Raw genomic sequence first — 14,185 nt, 5'->3', positions numbered from 1 at the left:
AAGACACTGCTATTATGCATGAGCAATAAATAACAATAAACTTCTAGGGAACGTTATGAAAAAGACTCCATTTAAGCTCAGCATCAGCGCGCTTATGGTCGCCAGTGCACTTGCACTTACAGGCTGTAATGATGACGCTGCGAGCACTAAAACAACGACTGCTGAAGTCAAAACAAGCCAAGTAACCGCACAAGATGCCGCTAAATTTATCGCCGATACTGAAAAAGAATTAAGCGCGCTTTATTTAGAAGCAAGCCGTGCTGAGTGGATTTATGCCAACTTCATCACCCATGATACTGCTGAACTATCTGCCGAAGTAAATCGCAAAATGACAGAAGCTGTGGTTCGTCTTGCTAATGAAGCCGCAAAGTTCGATAGTTTAGAGCTTGATTACGATGCACGTCGTAAACTCGATAAACTTAAACTCGCACTTACCTTACCTGCACCACAAGATGCTGAAAAAACAGCTAAGCTCTCACAATTAGTGGCTGAGCTAGGGGGTATTTATGGTAAAGGTAAATACTGTAAAGAAGATGGTAGCTGTTTAAGCCTTGGCGAGATGACTGCTAAAATGGCAACGAGCCGTGATTACAATGAATTGCTTGATTTATGGCAAGGCTGGCGACAAGTTTCAAAATCTATGCGCCCGCTTTATGAGCAACAAGTTGCACTCACCAATGAAGGTGCAAAAGAGCTAGGTTATGCAGATACAGGTGCTATGTGGCGTAGTAAATACGACATGCCAGCCGATGATTTTGCAAAAGAACTCGACCGCATTTGGGGCCAAGTTAAACCGCTATATGATTCATTACATTGTCATGTTCGTGCCAAGCTAGGTGAAAAATATGGCGAAGATAAAGTCCCGCAAGATCAACCTATCCCAGCTCACCTTCTAGGTAATATGTGGGCCCAAACATGGGGTAACATTTACGACGTTGTTGCACCAGAAAATGCCGATCCTGGTTATGATGTAACAGAACTATTAGCTGAACACGATTACGACGAACTTAAAATGGTACGTGGTGCTGAGAAGTTCTTCACCTCAATGGGCTTTGCACCACTGCCTGATACCTTCTATGAGCGCTCGCTATTCACTAAACCGCAAGACCGTGACGTACAATGTCATGCATCTGCATGGAATATTGATAGCAAAGACGACCTACGTATTAAGATGTGTATTCAACGCACAGGTGAAGAATTCTCTGTTATTCACCATGAACTAGGGCATAACTTCTACCAACGCGCCTACAACACACAGCCTATTTATTATCAAGAAAGTGCGAACGATGGTTTCCACGAAGCGATTGGTGACACCATTGCACTTTCTGTAACGCCAGGTTATTTAAAAGAAATTGGTTTATTAGACGACGTGCCTGATGAATCTAAAGATATCGGCCTGTTAATGAAAATGGCATTAGACAAAGTAGCATTTATCCCATTTGGTTTATTAGTAGACCAATGGCGCTGGAAAGTTTTCTCAGGTGAAGTAACGCCAGAGAACTACAACAAAGCGTGGTGGGAATTACGTGAAAAATACCAAGGTGTACAAGCGCCTATCGCACGTAGCGAAGCAGACTTCGATCCAGGTGCTAAGTATCACGTACCAGGCAACACGCCTTACACACGTTATTTCTTAGCGCACATTTTACAATTCGACTTCCACAGAAGTTTATGTGAAATTGCCGGTAACGAAGAAGCGATTCACCGTTGTTCTGTATACAACTCTGCTGAGGCTGGTGAAAAACTAAATGCTATGTTAGAAATGGGCTCAAGCCGCCCATGGCAAGAAGCACTTGCGACAATCACTGGTAAAGAAGAAATGGATGCAACAGCAATCTTAGATTACTTTGCACCGTTACAAAAATACCTTGATGAGCAAAATGAAGGCCGCCAGTGCGGTTGGTAATGATAAAAACGAAAAAGCCCGCATAATGCGGGCTTTTTTATATCATCAAATTAATGATTAAAACTGTAAGCTTAGGTTTGCAAAGTATGCATCGTAGTCTGAGTCATCCCAGTTGTTTGCATAACCAGCTTTTAAGCCAACGTTTTTATTAAAGAAGTGCTGAGCACCAAAGCTGTAGTCATCTTCTTTATTAAACGTTACAAATACTGATGTTGCTTTAGAGAAGTAGTAGTTAGAACCTAGTTCCCAAGAGCTACCACTATCATCAGTATCAGCAATTGTACCTTCAATCGTTAGGTAATTACCTTGTTGAAGATCCATAAAGTATTTAGCGCTAACCGCACGATAATCAAACTCGTCGTCTGCAGTGAACGTGAAACCTAAGTAATCAGTGCTGTTAATTTGATGATTGTACTTAAGGTCGAACATTACATAGTTATCACCATCTTCAACGTCAGTGAAAGTCGCTTTTAGAAGAAGGTTAGGGTTAAAGAAGTAACCCGCAGACACATTGAATAAATCAGTGTCTGAACCGTAATCGTAATTGCTGTAACCCGCACCGATTACAAAATCTTGTACGAAGTACTCACCGCCGATGTTAGTCACATCACCAAAGTCATCATCTGCGTACGAACCAAACACGTTAGTTGTTCTGTTGATGTATTCAAACTGGTCGTATGGACCCATCGTTTTCTTTGGTGCGAAGTAATAAGTTGAATCAACACTTACAGTGTCGTTGCCATCGGTGTCCTTGTATCCTAAATGGCTAATTGATTGGTAACTATCCGCAGCAGTCGCGGCAGTTGACAGAAGCATACTCGAAATAATAACTGCTAACTTTTTCATAAACAGATTTCCCTATTAACATTGTTTCATTGCTGTTGAAAACTAGCCTGATGGCTAAGTTGGGCACATGCTAACGTCAGAAAACTGAATGGAAACTTAACTAAGCGTTTGTTTTTACTTGATTAATTGTAATAAAGTGTCGGTAAATGTAAAGAAAAAGTTGGCCAAAACTTTCATCTTTTAGCCAACTTTTAATAAAAAAACAAGATTTGTCAGTACTTTATAAAGCAAATTGACTTATAATTCTATAAACCTCATTAATGTTATCTCCTGCTTTAAAGTCTTTACTGATTGGCGTTGGATCTGAACCAACCCAAATTTTCAGTTCAGCATCTAGGTCAAAATGCCCGGCACTTTCTTTACTAAACTTAGTAATTTTTGAGTAAGCAATACTCAGCATTTCAACTTTAGAACCGGTAACACCTTGTTTATCTATGATAATTAATCTTTTATTAGTAAAGATGAACATATCACGAATAACTTTATAGGCTTTTTGAACTGTTTCACCATCAATCAATGTATTAGCAAGCAGCTCTTCTAAGTCGTCGTTATCGACTTCACTTGCATTACCCATTAATCCACTTAATAGACCCATAACTAGCTCTCCTTATGAAAAATTTGATTTTCGAGTGTGTGACCATTTACCAGTTGACGATACTGCCAACCTTGCTGATAACAAAATTGTAGAAGATTGATGTCAAAAGGCTCAGCGGTTTTCTCAAACTCGATCACATATTCTTTTGCTTGGCTCATATAAACATGATGTACATGGGCAAGGCCAGCAAGCTTTGCTTCTACATCATCATAGTGTTGATTTAACTGCAGCGTAATAAAGTGTTTATTATCTTGCGTGCTAGAACGGGCTTGATGCTCACTTAACACCCCTTTATCGAGGTGTAAAACTTGTGAGCATAAACGCTCAAGCTCAGTTAAGTCATGGGAGCTTAAAATAAATGTTGCTTCGTTACTTAAAGAACTTACCAGCTCCCTTACCTCACGAGCATGAATTGGATCAAGGCCTGCAGTTGCTTCATCAAGCATCACTATTTCAGGTGAGCCAATTAATGCCTGTGCAATCGTCACTCGCTTACGCATACCATGAGAAAGATCATCTGGTCGTTGCTTAGCCACTTCTGATAAACCAACCAACTCTAAGACGCGAGCCGTTTCTTTTTTACGAACCGCACCACTGAGCCCTTGTAATTGGCCATAAAAGTTAAGTTGATGCGCAATACTAAAACGAGGATCAAGCTGGGCATCTTGCGGTAACGCGGTTAGCTTACCAAATAACGCCGCACTGCCTGGGGTATACCCCATTACCGATAGCTTTCCTGAGCTAGGTAAAATATAGCCACATAACAAACTGAATAACGTTGTTTTACCTGCACCATTAGGACCAACTAGCGCTACCGGTGCCCCTTTGTTTATCTCAAAGCTAACGTTATCGAGCGCTCGCTTAGCCCCGTAGTTTTTTGACAAGCCTTGTGCTTGAATTAAAACGGTCATAATGAGCTCCTTGCAAAAATTCGTTCACCAGCAACCAGTAGCACTGCCGTTTGTAAAAGTGGTAAACCAAGAGCCAGTGTCACACCTGCACGTTGACCTGCCATTAAATCAAGTTGATAGCCCGGAAATATGTAATTTAAAACCTCAAACGCAGGCCATTGCCATGTTAGTAAGCCAATCACAATATTACCGCCAGCAAAAAACAAAATAGCCAAAACAAACGCAAGACGCGATGAACGGGCAAATGTATTTAAAAAGCTCATCAAGGCAATAAATGGCATAACTGCAACAAGCAAATAAAATAACAACATAAAGCTTCGCGATAAGCCAGAAAGCAGTAAACTTGGCTCACGATAGCCAAGCATTGCAACCGTTGCCATCAAGGTAACAAACAACAATGCCGCTAAGATGAGTAGCTGTCCCAAAAAGCGGCCAATAATAATTTCTGAACGAGTCGCTCTTAGCGATAAAAAGCGTAACGTACCTCGCTGTCTGTCGCCCACTGTTTGGTCACTACATAAAAACAAACAAAAGCTTGGGAAACTAAATAAGGCAACCAGCCAATAAACGGCAAGTTCAGATTCAGGCCAATCAAGTAATTTACTGATACCAATGGCGCCAAATGCTTGCCTTGCAAAGTCGGCAAAATCAGGTGAGCTAATCAAGGTCACAGATTGGGCAATGGGATAGCGTAAAATAAGTAGCCAACAAATGGCAAAAGCGGCAACCGCCAACAAACCACGTTTGGTCAGAAATAGTCGTACCAGCTCAAATTGGGCAATTTGTGCAAGACGTTTAGGATGTAACTGCGTCACTCATAATCCTTAATGAATTTTATTATTAGAATTACACTAAGTTGAAACAGCTTGAATTACCAGAAAAAAAAGACCCGACAAGCGGGTCTTATGTAACAAAGTATAAACTTTTAACCTAGAGGTGGCTTTCGTACACTGCAAGCGCTTGGTCAAGATCGGCAAGTAAATCAGCCACATCTTCGAGACCAATGTGTAGCCTTATTACCGGGCCTTGTGACCAACCTGTTTCAGAACGAAGCCCTTTCATGCTCAGGTTTGCCGTGACCAAGCTCTCATAGCCGCCCCAAGAAAAGCCCATTTTAAAATGGTGCAGGCTATCTAAGAACGCATCAATTGCTTGTTGATTACCCTGCTTCATTACAAATGAAAATAAGCCGTTACTGCCATCAAAATCTCGCTTAAAGAACTCATGACCCGGGCACGTTGCAAAAGCAGGATGGCGAATATGATCAACCAATGGGTGTGTTTCAAGCCATTTAGCTACTTCGATGGCGGCTTGTTCATGCTGTTTTAAACGCACAGCCATAGTACGCAGACCACGCAGCGCTAAATAAGCATCATCCGCAGAGGTGCATTGCCCTAGTAGGTATGAATTTTCTCGAAGGGTTGGCCAATACTTTTTATTAGCGACCGCCACACCCATCATCACATCAGAGTGACCAACAATGTATTTTGTCGCTGCTTGAATACTAATATCTACGCCATGCTCAAGCGGTCTAAAATGCAGACCATTACCCCAGGTGTTATCTAGCATGGTCATTACACCGCGCTCATTAGCCTTAGCAACCATGGCTGGCACATCTTGTACTTCCATAGTGATTGAGCCTGGTGATTCTAAAAACAATACGCGAGTGTTATCTTTAATAAGCTCACTAATTCCTGCGCCAATTCCCGGTGGGTAATAGGTTGTTTCAATACCTAATCCAGCCAGTATTTTGTCGCAAAAATCACGGGTTGGCTCGTAAGCGGTATCCACCATTAAAATATGATCGCCTGTTTTTACAAACGATAGCAGCGCATTGCTTATTGCAGCCGCACCTGATGGATAGAGCGCACAGCCTTCGCCGCCTTCAAGTTCAGCAATCGCTTCTTGCAGAGCAAAATGTGTCGTCGTACCGCGACGGCCATAAAATAACGTTTTGTCGCCTCGTTTCTTCGCCGCTGCTTTTAAATCAGCCACTGAATCGAATACCACTGTTGATGCACGTTGCACCACAGGGTTCACAACCCCTTGTGTATATGCTTTTTTACGCCCTGCAGAGACGATTTGGGTATTTTTATTTGTCTTTGTCATAATTTGTCCAAGCTGTGCTTTACAGGTTGCGCCAGTGCTCAACCAAAAATCGAGAAATAGAATCTTGTCGGGTTAGTTTAAGGTGGCTGCCCTGCTCATGCCATTGGCCAAATTCATTAAGTTCAGCACGGCTAAACCATCTTGCATCGTCTAACTCGTCTTTATCTACCTGAATATCTTCTGAAACCGCTGTGGCCATAAAGCCAAACATGATTGATGATGGAAATGGCCAAGGCTGTGACGCGATATATTGAATATCTGTCACCGCAACACCGGCTTCTTCCATGACTTCGCGGGCAACGGCCTGCTCTAGTGTTTCACCTGGGTCAACAAAACCAGCAAGAGTTGAAAAAACACCGTCAGGCCAGCTTGCTTGACGGCCTAGTAAGCAGCGCTCAACTCCATCTGAAAAGGTTTTAGTCACGATCATAATCACCGCAGGATCAGTTCGCGGAAAAGTTTGATGCTGGCAAGTTTGGTTCTCACATAAACGTGAATGCCCTGCTTCAACCATGTTATTTTCATGACCACAACGACCACAAAAACGGTGCGTTGCGTGCCAAAAACACAAGCCCCTTGCCAGTGCGGCAATCGAGCCTTGTTTTAGTTCAACTTGTGGGCCTAACTTGCGAATATCAACAAATTCAGCGCCATTAAGCATAGGCTCAATGAGTGAGTCTGGAACATGGCTGACATCTAAAGCAAAATGCGCCACATCATCGTCGTCTAAACCCAATAAAATGCCTTTTGATAAATCGAGATGATCCACTTGAGATAAGCGTAAATAACACACTTCAGGACTGTCTTTAACAAATAAACTTTGATTGTTATTGACCAATAACCAGCGACTCTGAGAATTCATTTGAGCCTTTAACCACTTTGGATCTTTACGGCGATTTGATGCACGATCCAATGGCATTTGAGAGTAATTCAGCATGGCGTTCCTTGAAAATAGTTTACTCGCTAAAACTACCATAAGCGGATAATAAACCCAATTTATTACAGGCATAAAAAAAGCCCAAACTGGGCTTTTTTATTCTCTCTCACAATTTTACAAGGTCGCTAAATGCGCTTGTAGTTTTTGGTTCTCAGCTTCAATATGCTGATAGAACTCTAAATCTTCTAATTTACTCGCGGCAGCTTTATCAATGATGATCACCGCATCTTTATGAAGTTGCAGTGCTGAAGCTGGGCATTTAGCCATTAACGGGCCTTCTACCATGGCATGAACGGCATCCGCTTTACTTGCACCCGTTGCTAAAAGCACAACTTTTTTGGCTTCTAAAATAGTGCCAATGCCCATAGTGATTGATAAATGCGGTTGATATTCGCCTTCTGCAAAAAATCGTGCATTGTCTTCAATCGTCGCTTTCGTCAGTGTTTTTACACGGGTGCGTGATGTCAAACCTGATGAAGGTTCGTTAAAACCGATGTGACCATTACGGCCAATACCAAGTAGTTGTACGTCAACACCACCAGCCGCTGTGATTTTTTGCTCATATTCAGTACAAGCAACAAGCGGATTTACTGCATCACCCGGCGGTACATGGGTGTTTTGTTTGTCGATATCAACATGGTTAAACAGCTGCTCATTCATAAAGTAACGGTAACTTTGAGGATGCTCGCCAGTTAAACCTAAGTATTCGTCTAAGTTAAATGTTGTCGCTTGGCTAAACGAAATATCGCCAGCTTTATTTTTTTCGATCAGTTGTTGGTACAAAGCAACAGGTGTTGAACCTGTGGCAAGACCGAGTACCGAGGCTGGTTTTTTTAGTAATTGTTTAGCAAAGATGTTGGCACCATACGCTGCAACTTGGGCTGCATCATCAAGAATCACTATTTGCATATCGATTAGCTCTAATTATAAGTTGGAAAAAAATGGGACCTAAAACCCAACCCCACGTGCAATCGAGCTGGGTTTTAGATCAAACCACTGCCAGGATACGATGCAGTAGCTACAACCATTATGACAACGCTGTCATTATCACTTCTAGTTTTATCTTTGTAAAGTAAAAGTGAATAAAAAATTACTCTTTCTGTTAGTGTTTAATAATTATCAAACACTAACAAAGATCTTACGGCGATACATCCAATGCAATACCAGCATTTGTACTGCTAATAACGCAATCACCGCCATCAGGGGTTGCCATGCCGCTGGCACAGCTCGAACCACCCCACCAAATACGCTTTGGCTTACATAACCCCAATTCACTAGACTTGACGCTAAATAAATAATAATCGAGTTTGCACCTATGATCACAAATGGATACGCAGCGCGTTGCCCCGGTAAAATATCAACCAGTGCATAAAATACGGCGAGCAATATGGCACTCCAGCCAACGGTTACAAGCACAAATGAGCTGGTCCAAAGTTCTTTATTTACTGGGAACTGTAAATCCCATAACCAGCCTAAGCATACACTTACCACACCTGCGGCGAACAATAAGGCGGTCATTTTCCACTCGCCAATTTGCTGAGCACGTGCCACTAATTGACCTGCAAACACGCCCATTAATGCATTAACTATCGCAGGGATATTCGACAACACACCTTCTGGGTCTACTACACGGTTTTGATAACTAATCCCCGGCAGTAAGTGTGCATCAAACCATGCATTCCAACTCCCTGCTGCTGAAAGGTCACCAGCACTGCCACCCGGCACTGGAACAAAACAAAGTAGTAACCAATAACCCACTAAAATAGCCGCAGCGGTAATAATTTGTGTTCGTAAACCAGTATGCCAAACCAACATTGCACAGAAGAACCACGCAATAGCGATGCGTCCAAGCACACTGGCATAGCGAATTTCATCTAACGCCATCGGCATCCCTGTGCCCCAGCCGTGGTTATACAAAATACCTAATAAACACAATAGTAAAAGACGTTTACCCGCCTTACGGTAATACACTTTGCGCTCATCAAATGGTAAATGGTCAATGCGTTTCGGGGCTAACCCCATCGCAACACCCGATAAGAATATAAACAATGGGAAAATCAAATCGTAAAATGTGAAGCCATGCCAAACGCTGTGCACTGTGTGTGCTTCAAAAACTTTCCAGCCAGTCCAGCCAGTTAAAACGAAGAGCGCTGCGAATAGTGACTGTCCGCCTAATATCCAAAACATATCCATGCCGCGCAGTGCATCCAGCGATGCCAAACGTTTTCTTGTTGGTTGTGTTGTTGTCATTGTATTACCTTAAATAGAAAAAGCCCCGCGATACAACGGCGGGGTTTTTACCAGGGAAGCTTGTTATAGCGCTTTTCCAGCAATAAAGGTGGCTTGTACATTTTGCTGTGCGTCTAACACCACAAAGTCAGCGTCAAACCCGCTCAGTAAGCGACCTTTTTTATGTAAACCTAAATATTGTGCAGGATAAAGTGATGCCATACGTAAGCTCTCAGCAAGGCTAACATCCAATGTGTTCACTGTGTTGCGCACCGCACTTGCCATATCAAGTACGCTGCCTGCTAATTCACCGGTCGTTGAATTTAATCTATCGCCAGTACGAATAACTTTACGGCCATCAAAGAAATCAAACTCCATATCATCAGTCCCCACAGGTGGCATTGCATCTGTGACTAACATAATTTTTCCGCGCTGTTTGCTGCGAATTGCTAATTTAGCTGATGATGGGTGTACATGGTGACCATCAACAATTAAACCGCACCAGCTGTTATCATCCCAAAGTGCAGCACCCACAACACCAGGCTCTCGCGATGTAAATGCTGACATAGCATTAAATAAGTGGGTAAAACCATCTGCCCCTGCAGCAAGTGCTGCATTTGTGGTCGCAAAGTCTGCATTGGTGTGGCCAATTGATACTTTTACACCACACTCAACCAAGCGCGCGATATCATCAGCACTGACATTCTCAGGTGCTAAGGTAACCATTTTAATGCCTAAGTCTTGGCGGGCATAAATTGCAAATTCTTGCTCTGTAATAGGGCGAATAAATTGCTCGCTGTGGGTGCCTTTTTTCGGCAATGAAAGGTGCGGTCCTTCGAAGTGCACACCCATTACGCCCGGAACACCTTCAGCAATTGCTTGTGCAGTTGCATCGGCCGCTTTTGCCATGACTTCGACTTGGTCAGTGATCAGCGTTGGCATAATCGCTGTTGAACCAAACTGACCGTGTGCTTTGGCTATTCTATCTAAGCAATCTGGCGTTTGTTCAGCGTTAAAAAACGCCCCGCCACCGCCATTCACTTGCACATCAATAAAACCGGGGGCCACTAACCCCGTTAATGCAACGGCATTAGCATCTGCTTCAACACGGTTAAATACACCATTATCGACGCTAAAATATACATCAGATAAAAATTCGTCCCCGGTAAACAATGAACTTGCATGATAAATCGTCATTACAAACTTACCTCTTGGTTTTGTTCAAGCACAGATTGCTGAGCAAAATACACAGCGCCCATTTCCGGTGGTTGAATAGGAGATTCAACGCGTTTCGCAATATCTTCTGCAAGCCATTTATTTAATGGCTCAGCTAAACCGCCAATCATAGATAAACGTGGCGGGTTATTCTCTAATAAGCGCTGCGCTAATTTACTAACGTAATCAGCCCCTTCTTTCACAATCGAAACCGCAACTTTGTCGTTGTTATTAGCTGCTTCAAATACATAGCGGGCTAATTTAGCAAAACTACTCGAAGGCTGGCCTGACATTTGCTCAACAATCGCCATTGCATTGTCAGCTGCAAAATGCTCTGTGATCACGTTAGTCAGATTTGTTGCTTCGCCTAGGCCATCAAGGTCTAGTAATGTCGCTTTTATTGCTTCAAGACCCATCCAGGCGCCGCTGCCTTTATCACCTAAGGCAAAGCCATGACCACCAAAGTTAGTTGTGCGACCATTTACACATGAGAAACCACATGAGCCAGTGCCTGTGATGATCACCGCACCATCACTCCCTTCGTGTGCACCGATACAGGCTGTATGTAAGTCGGTGGTGAGGAACATTTGTTTGAATGGATGCTCCCATTCCATAATCTTGTCGTACAAACTTGGCAGGTTTACACCTGCTAAACCTAAGCCGGCATAAAGCTGATGAACGGTTTCAAGCGGTAAACCCGCATCACGAAGTGCTAATTGTGTTGAGACCATAATTGATTCGAGAGTACGTTCCAAACCATGTAATGGATTTGCAGGACCACCTAGGCCAGTTCCTAATACACCTTGTTTAACAGAGTAGATAGTTGCTCGACATTTCGTTCCGCCACCATCAATACCAATAAACAATTGGTCCTCATTCACACTCTTCGCCATCATTTAACGACCCCTAGCCTTCGTTTAGTTTTTGTCTAAATCGCATTATTTTGCTTATCAGAATGCGAAATCATCTCAACCTTTGTTGATTTAATGTTACACAACAAATGACAGCGTTGTCATTATATTTTTTATAAAAATTCGTATAACTTTCATATTTATTTTTAATTAATTGAATTAAAACGCTTTATTTAACAGACAAGAAAATTAGAAACCACATCACAATGTCCTATTACACCTTTATTTATGCTTTTTTGCATAATTTAGTGCGTTGTACGCGCCTATTCCTTTATTTATCATCAAGTGTAGTTAATGTTAGCTTAGCTGAAATAATACTTTAGTTAAACATTTTATTTTTATAGGAATATTTTTTTACCTTGATAACAGCAGTGAATCATCAATACAATGAAATTCAGCGGCGGCTTGCTTTAAAATATCTGCGGTGAGATGCTCTGCTCCATAGACATCACACGGTAGCTGATACTTATTCGCTAAGTGACCAAGTAATAAGGCAAAATCACCATCACCCGAAAGCAATACCAATTTATCGAGCTGCTTGGCATGCTCTAGCATATCAATGGTAATGCCAACATCCCAATCCCCTTTTGCACTGCCATCTTTGCGCTGAATAAAAGGTTTCAGTTTTACCTCAAAACCAATTGCGCGCAGAATATTTTGAAACTGCGATTGCTTTTCATCGCCCCGATATATTGCATACGCAATGGCGCAATCAATTTGGTAGCGTTCGCTCATTTGTGCCCAAAAGGCATTGTAGTCAAAATTTTTCTTGTAGCTTTCTCTACAGGTGTAATAAATGTTTTGTACATCTACAAAGATACCGACTTTTGGCTTATCAACTGCTGACATAACTTTTCTGTATTTAGTGATTTGTGTTCACTGTAGCATATCTAGGTTGATATTTACGAAAAAGTAACCTAAATTGGTTACATAAAACAAAGTAACCAAATTTGGTTACTTATCGCGATGTAACTAAATTAAGTTACTTAATCTAAGGGATCATAATGATTGCGGTGATCAGCGGTGATTTAATTAAATCACAAAAAATTCCACAGCAAGAATACGACGCCATGCTTTATCAGCTTGATCAAAGCTTGCGCTTTGTTGCTAAGCGCTTTAATGCAAGCTTTACCATTTACCGTGGCGATGCATTCCAAATACAGCTAACGGAGCCAGAACTGGTATGTCATGCAGCCATCTTGTTGTATTTGCAAATGAAAGCAGCCAATTACGAGCTGCGACAAAGCTTGGCCATTGGCTCACTCGATAACCCCCGCGCCGATATTAAAACAGCCACAGGCAGTGCTTATACCTTATCAGGCCGTGGTTTAGATAACATGAGCCAGCAACGCTTAGTGTTAAATATTGAAAATAACACCCTTGAAGAAGGCTTTGCGCTTAATATTGCGCTTATTGAAGTCCTGCTTGAAAAAATGAGTCAAAAGCAGGCTAATGCCCTGTTTTATTACTTAACCGCCGAGAACAACAGCCATGCAGAGCTTGCCAAAGAGCTTAATACGAGCCGAGAGAATGTCACTAAGTTACTCAACCTGGCGCATTATCAACTTATCGAGCGCTTTATAAATTACAGCCAAACCACACTCAAAGGATTGTTATGACCAGTTTTGCTCTATTACTCACCGCATTAGTATTGGGCCACTTACTTGCAGACTTTTATTGGCAGCCAATGAGCTGGGTACACGACAGAAACAACCGTCACTTTCGTGCCAGTAAACTCTATTTGCACGTATTAACACACGGCGTGACCTCTTTAGCTGTGCTCACACTATGGGAATACACTTACGGCTGGCAAGAGTTCTCTCGTGTATTGTTAGCAACGGTTGCAATTATGCTAAGCCACTATGTCATTGACTTGGCAAAGTCATATTCAAATAAAGGCGTAGTGCCGTTTTTACTCGACCAGTTGGCGCATCTTGTTGTGATTGTAATGCTAAGCGTTTGGCTTAGTGATAAGAATGAATTTTATAGCTTAGCGTGGCAAAAGCTGATTGCCCTCGATACTTTGTTTGTTATTGCAGCTTATTTATTGGTGCTTAACCCAAGCTCTGTGTTTATTCGCATGATGCTAGAGAAAATCAATATTCAGATAAACAATGAAGGCAGCATTCCTGCCGCGGGGCATTTTATTGGCTTGCTCGAGCGAGTGTTAATGTTGAGCTTTATCTTGTTAGGTGAATACGGCGGCGTGGGCTTTCTACTGGCGGCCAAATCTATCTTTCGATTCGGTGATTTAAAAGAAAGTAGCGAAAAACAACTTACTGAGTATGTCATGCTGGGCACTTTGTTAAGTGTCACCGTGACACTCTTTATTGGTGTCACCACCTTATATTGCATTAAACTCATTTAAAACAAAAAACGCGCAATTGCGTAATGCCAGTCAGTTAAGAGCTGACTGGCATTTTCTTTTATAGGGATATTTATTAGGTTTCCTTCTTACCACCCTTGGATAATGCCTGTCTGGTAGCCTATCGGGTAAGATAAACAACCTAAGAGTTGTCAGTAATT

At 42.1% G+C, this 14,185-nt stretch carries 14 protein-coding genes; 3 read left to right on the top strand and 11 right to left on the bottom strand.

From position 1 onward, the window contains the following. Positions 1 to 55 precede the first annotated feature (55 nt). A complete protein-coding gene (locus JIG37_RS19545) occupies positions 56 to 1,906 on the top strand; it encodes a M2 family metallopeptidase (RefSeq protein WP_138601662.1) in 1,851 nt (616 codons plus the stop codon). Positions 1,907 to 1,963: 57 nt separating this feature from the next. Here the strand turns inward: JIG37_RS19545 and JIG37_RS19540 are convergent, their stop codons facing one another. The 11 genes from JIG37_RS19540 to JIG37_RS19490 all read right to left on the bottom strand — a co-directional run bounded on the left by JIG37_RS19540 (position 1,964) and on the right by JIG37_RS19490 (position 12,508). Beyond that, the gene (locus tag JIG37_RS19540) at positions 1,964 to 2,752 is read right to left on the bottom strand and encodes a putative porin (protein ID WP_054551566.1); all 789 of its coding nucleotides are present in this window, start codon (positions 2,750 to 2,752) and stop codon (positions 1,964 to 1,966) included. Positions 2,753 to 2,972: 220 nt separating this feature from the next. Further along, positions 2,973 to 3,347 (bottom strand): PH domain-containing protein, encoded by a 375-nt coding sequence (locus JIG37_RS19535; protein ID WP_054551567.1) that lies wholly within the window; start codon positions 3,345 to 3,347, stop codon positions 2,973 to 2,975. A gap of 2 nt (positions 3,348 to 3,349) precedes the next feature. Continuing rightward, on the bottom strand, positions 3,350 to 4,258 hold the full coding sequence (locus tag JIG37_RS19530) for an ABC transporter ATP-binding protein (protein WP_054551568.1): 909 nt from the start codon (positions 4,256 to 4,258) through the stop codon (positions 3,350 to 3,352). Next, positions 4,255 to 5,073, bottom strand: coding sequence for an ABC transporter permease subunit (locus JIG37_RS19525; RefSeq protein ID WP_199530112.1), 819 nt, complete (start codon positions 5,071 to 5,073; stop codon positions 4,255 to 4,257). Before JIG37_RS19525 ends, JIG37_RS19530 begins: the two co-directional genes overlap by 4 nt. 115 nt (positions 5,074 to 5,188) lie before the next feature. Beyond that, a complete protein-coding gene (locus tag JIG37_RS19520) occupies positions 5,189 to 6,367 on the bottom strand; it encodes a cystathionine beta-lyase (RefSeq protein ID WP_054551570.1) in 1,179 nt (392 codons plus the stop codon). Positions 6,368 to 6,386: 19 nt separating this feature from the next. After that, the gene (nudC, locus tag JIG37_RS19515) at positions 6,387 to 7,304 is read right to left on the bottom strand and encodes an NAD(+) diphosphatase (protein WP_138601666.1); all 918 of its coding nucleotides are present in this window, start codon (positions 7,302 to 7,304) and stop codon (positions 6,387 to 6,389) included. Between the two features lie 114 nt (positions 7,305 to 7,418). Further along, positions 7,419 to 8,213, bottom strand: a complete 795-nt coding sequence (nagB, locus tag JIG37_RS19510) for a glucosamine-6-phosphate deaminase (protein ID WP_063705946.1) — start codon at positions 8,211 to 8,213, stop codon at positions 7,419 to 7,421. Positions 8,214 to 8,423: 210 nt separating this feature from the next. Next, on the bottom strand, positions 8,424 to 9,554 hold the full coding sequence (locus JIG37_RS19505; protein WP_166339410.1) for a DUF5009 domain-containing protein: 1,131 nt from the start codon (positions 9,552 to 9,554) through the stop codon (positions 8,424 to 8,426). Between the two features lie 63 nt (positions 9,555 to 9,617). After that, positions 9,618 to 10,730 (bottom strand): N-acetylglucosamine-6-phosphate deacetylase, encoded by a 1,113-nt coding sequence (gene nagA / locus JIG37_RS19500; RefSeq protein ID WP_138601670.1) that lies wholly within the window; start codon positions 10,728 to 10,730, stop codon positions 9,618 to 9,620. Beyond that, entirely contained in the window at positions 10,730 to 11,644 is a 915-nt protein-coding gene (locus JIG37_RS19495; RefSeq protein WP_138601672.1) for a BadF/BadG/BcrA/BcrD ATPase family protein, read from the bottom strand. Before JIG37_RS19495 ends, nagA begins: the two co-directional genes overlap by 1 nt. 369 nt (positions 11,645 to 12,013) lie before the next feature. Continuing rightward, positions 12,014 to 12,508 carry an NYN domain-containing protein gene (locus JIG37_RS19490; RefSeq protein ID WP_138601674.1) on the bottom strand — a complete coding sequence of 165 codons (495 nt, stop codon included), beginning with the start codon at positions 12,506 to 12,508 and terminating at the stop codon, positions 12,014 to 12,016. Positions 12,509 to 12,663: 155 nt separating this feature from the next. Here JIG37_RS19490 and JIG37_RS19485 point away from each other — a divergent pair, with 155 nt between their 5' ends. Both JIG37_RS19485 and JIG37_RS19480 read left to right on the top strand, forming a co-directional pair. Beyond that, the gene (locus JIG37_RS19485; protein WP_171041557.1) at positions 12,664 to 13,278 is read left to right on the top strand and encodes a hypothetical protein; all 615 of its coding nucleotides are present in this window, start codon (positions 12,664 to 12,666) and stop codon (positions 13,276 to 13,278) included. Further along, on the top strand, positions 13,275 to 14,027 hold the full coding sequence (locus JIG37_RS19480) for a DUF3307 domain-containing protein (protein ID WP_138601678.1): 753 nt from the start codon (positions 13,275 to 13,277) through the stop codon (positions 14,025 to 14,027). The genes JIG37_RS19485 and JIG37_RS19480 overlap by 4 nt, the downstream gene beginning before the upstream one ends. Positions 14,028 to 14,185: the final 158 nt, after the last annotated feature.

It is taken from the genome of Pseudoalteromonas sp. bablab_jr010 (assembly GCF_016464105.1).
GTDB classification, from domain to species: Bacteria; Pseudomonadota; Gammaproteobacteria; order Enterobacterales; family Alteromonadaceae; genus Pseudoalteromonas; species Pseudoalteromonas simplex.
Note: the sequence above shows the minus strand (reverse complement) of the source record. Positions and strands in the feature narration are given on the sequence as shown.

Bases quoted from the DNA above. Each gene is read 5' to 3' on its own strand.
- JIG37_RS19530 (WP_054551568.1), bottom strand. From the start codon at position 4,258: ATGACCGTTTTAATTCAAGCACAAGGCTTGTCAAAAAACTACGGGGCT.
- JIG37_RS19490 (WP_138601674.1), bottom strand. From the start codon at position 12,508: ATGTCAGCAGTTGATAAGCCAAAAGTCGGTATCTTTGTAGATGTACAA.
- JIG37_RS19485 (WP_171041557.1), top strand. From the start codon at position 12,664: ATGATTGCGGTGATCAGCGGTGATTTAATTAAATCACAAAAAATTCCA.
- JIG37_RS19545 (WP_138601662.1), top strand. From the start codon at position 56: ATGAAAAAGACTCCATTTAAGCTCAGCATCAGCGCGCTTATGGTCGCC.
- nagA (WP_138601670.1), bottom strand. From the start codon at position 10,730: ATGACGATTTATCATGCAAGTTCATTGTTTACCGGGGACGAATTTTTA.
- nudC (WP_138601666.1), bottom strand. From the start codon at position 7,304: ATGCTGAATTACTCTCAAATGCCATTGGATCGTGCATCAAATCGCCGT.
- JIG37_RS19480 (WP_138601678.1), top strand. From the start codon at position 13,275: ATGACCAGTTTTGCTCTATTACTCACCGCATTAGTATTGGGCCACTTA.
- nagB (WP_063705946.1), bottom strand. From the start codon at position 8,213: ATGCAAATAGTGATTCTTGATGATGCAGCCCAAGTTGCAGCGTATGGT.
- JIG37_RS19540 (WP_054551566.1), bottom strand. From the start codon at position 2,752: ATGAAAAAGTTAGCAGTTATTATTTCGAGTATGCTTCTGTCAACTGCC.
- JIG37_RS19495 (WP_138601672.1), bottom strand. From the start codon at position 11,644: ATGATGGCGAAGAGTGTGAATGAGGACCAATTGTTTATTGGTATTGAT.
- JIG37_RS19520 (WP_054551570.1), bottom strand. From the start codon at position 6,367: ATGACAAAGACAAATAAAAATACCCAAATCGTCTCTGCAGGGCGTAAA.
- JIG37_RS19535 (WP_054551567.1), bottom strand. From the start codon at position 3,347: ATGGGTCTATTAAGTGGATTAATGGGTAATGCAAGTGAAGTCGATAAC.
- JIG37_RS19505 (WP_166339410.1), bottom strand. From the start codon at position 9,554: ATGACAACAACACAACCAACAAGAAAACGTTTGGCATCGCTGGATGCA.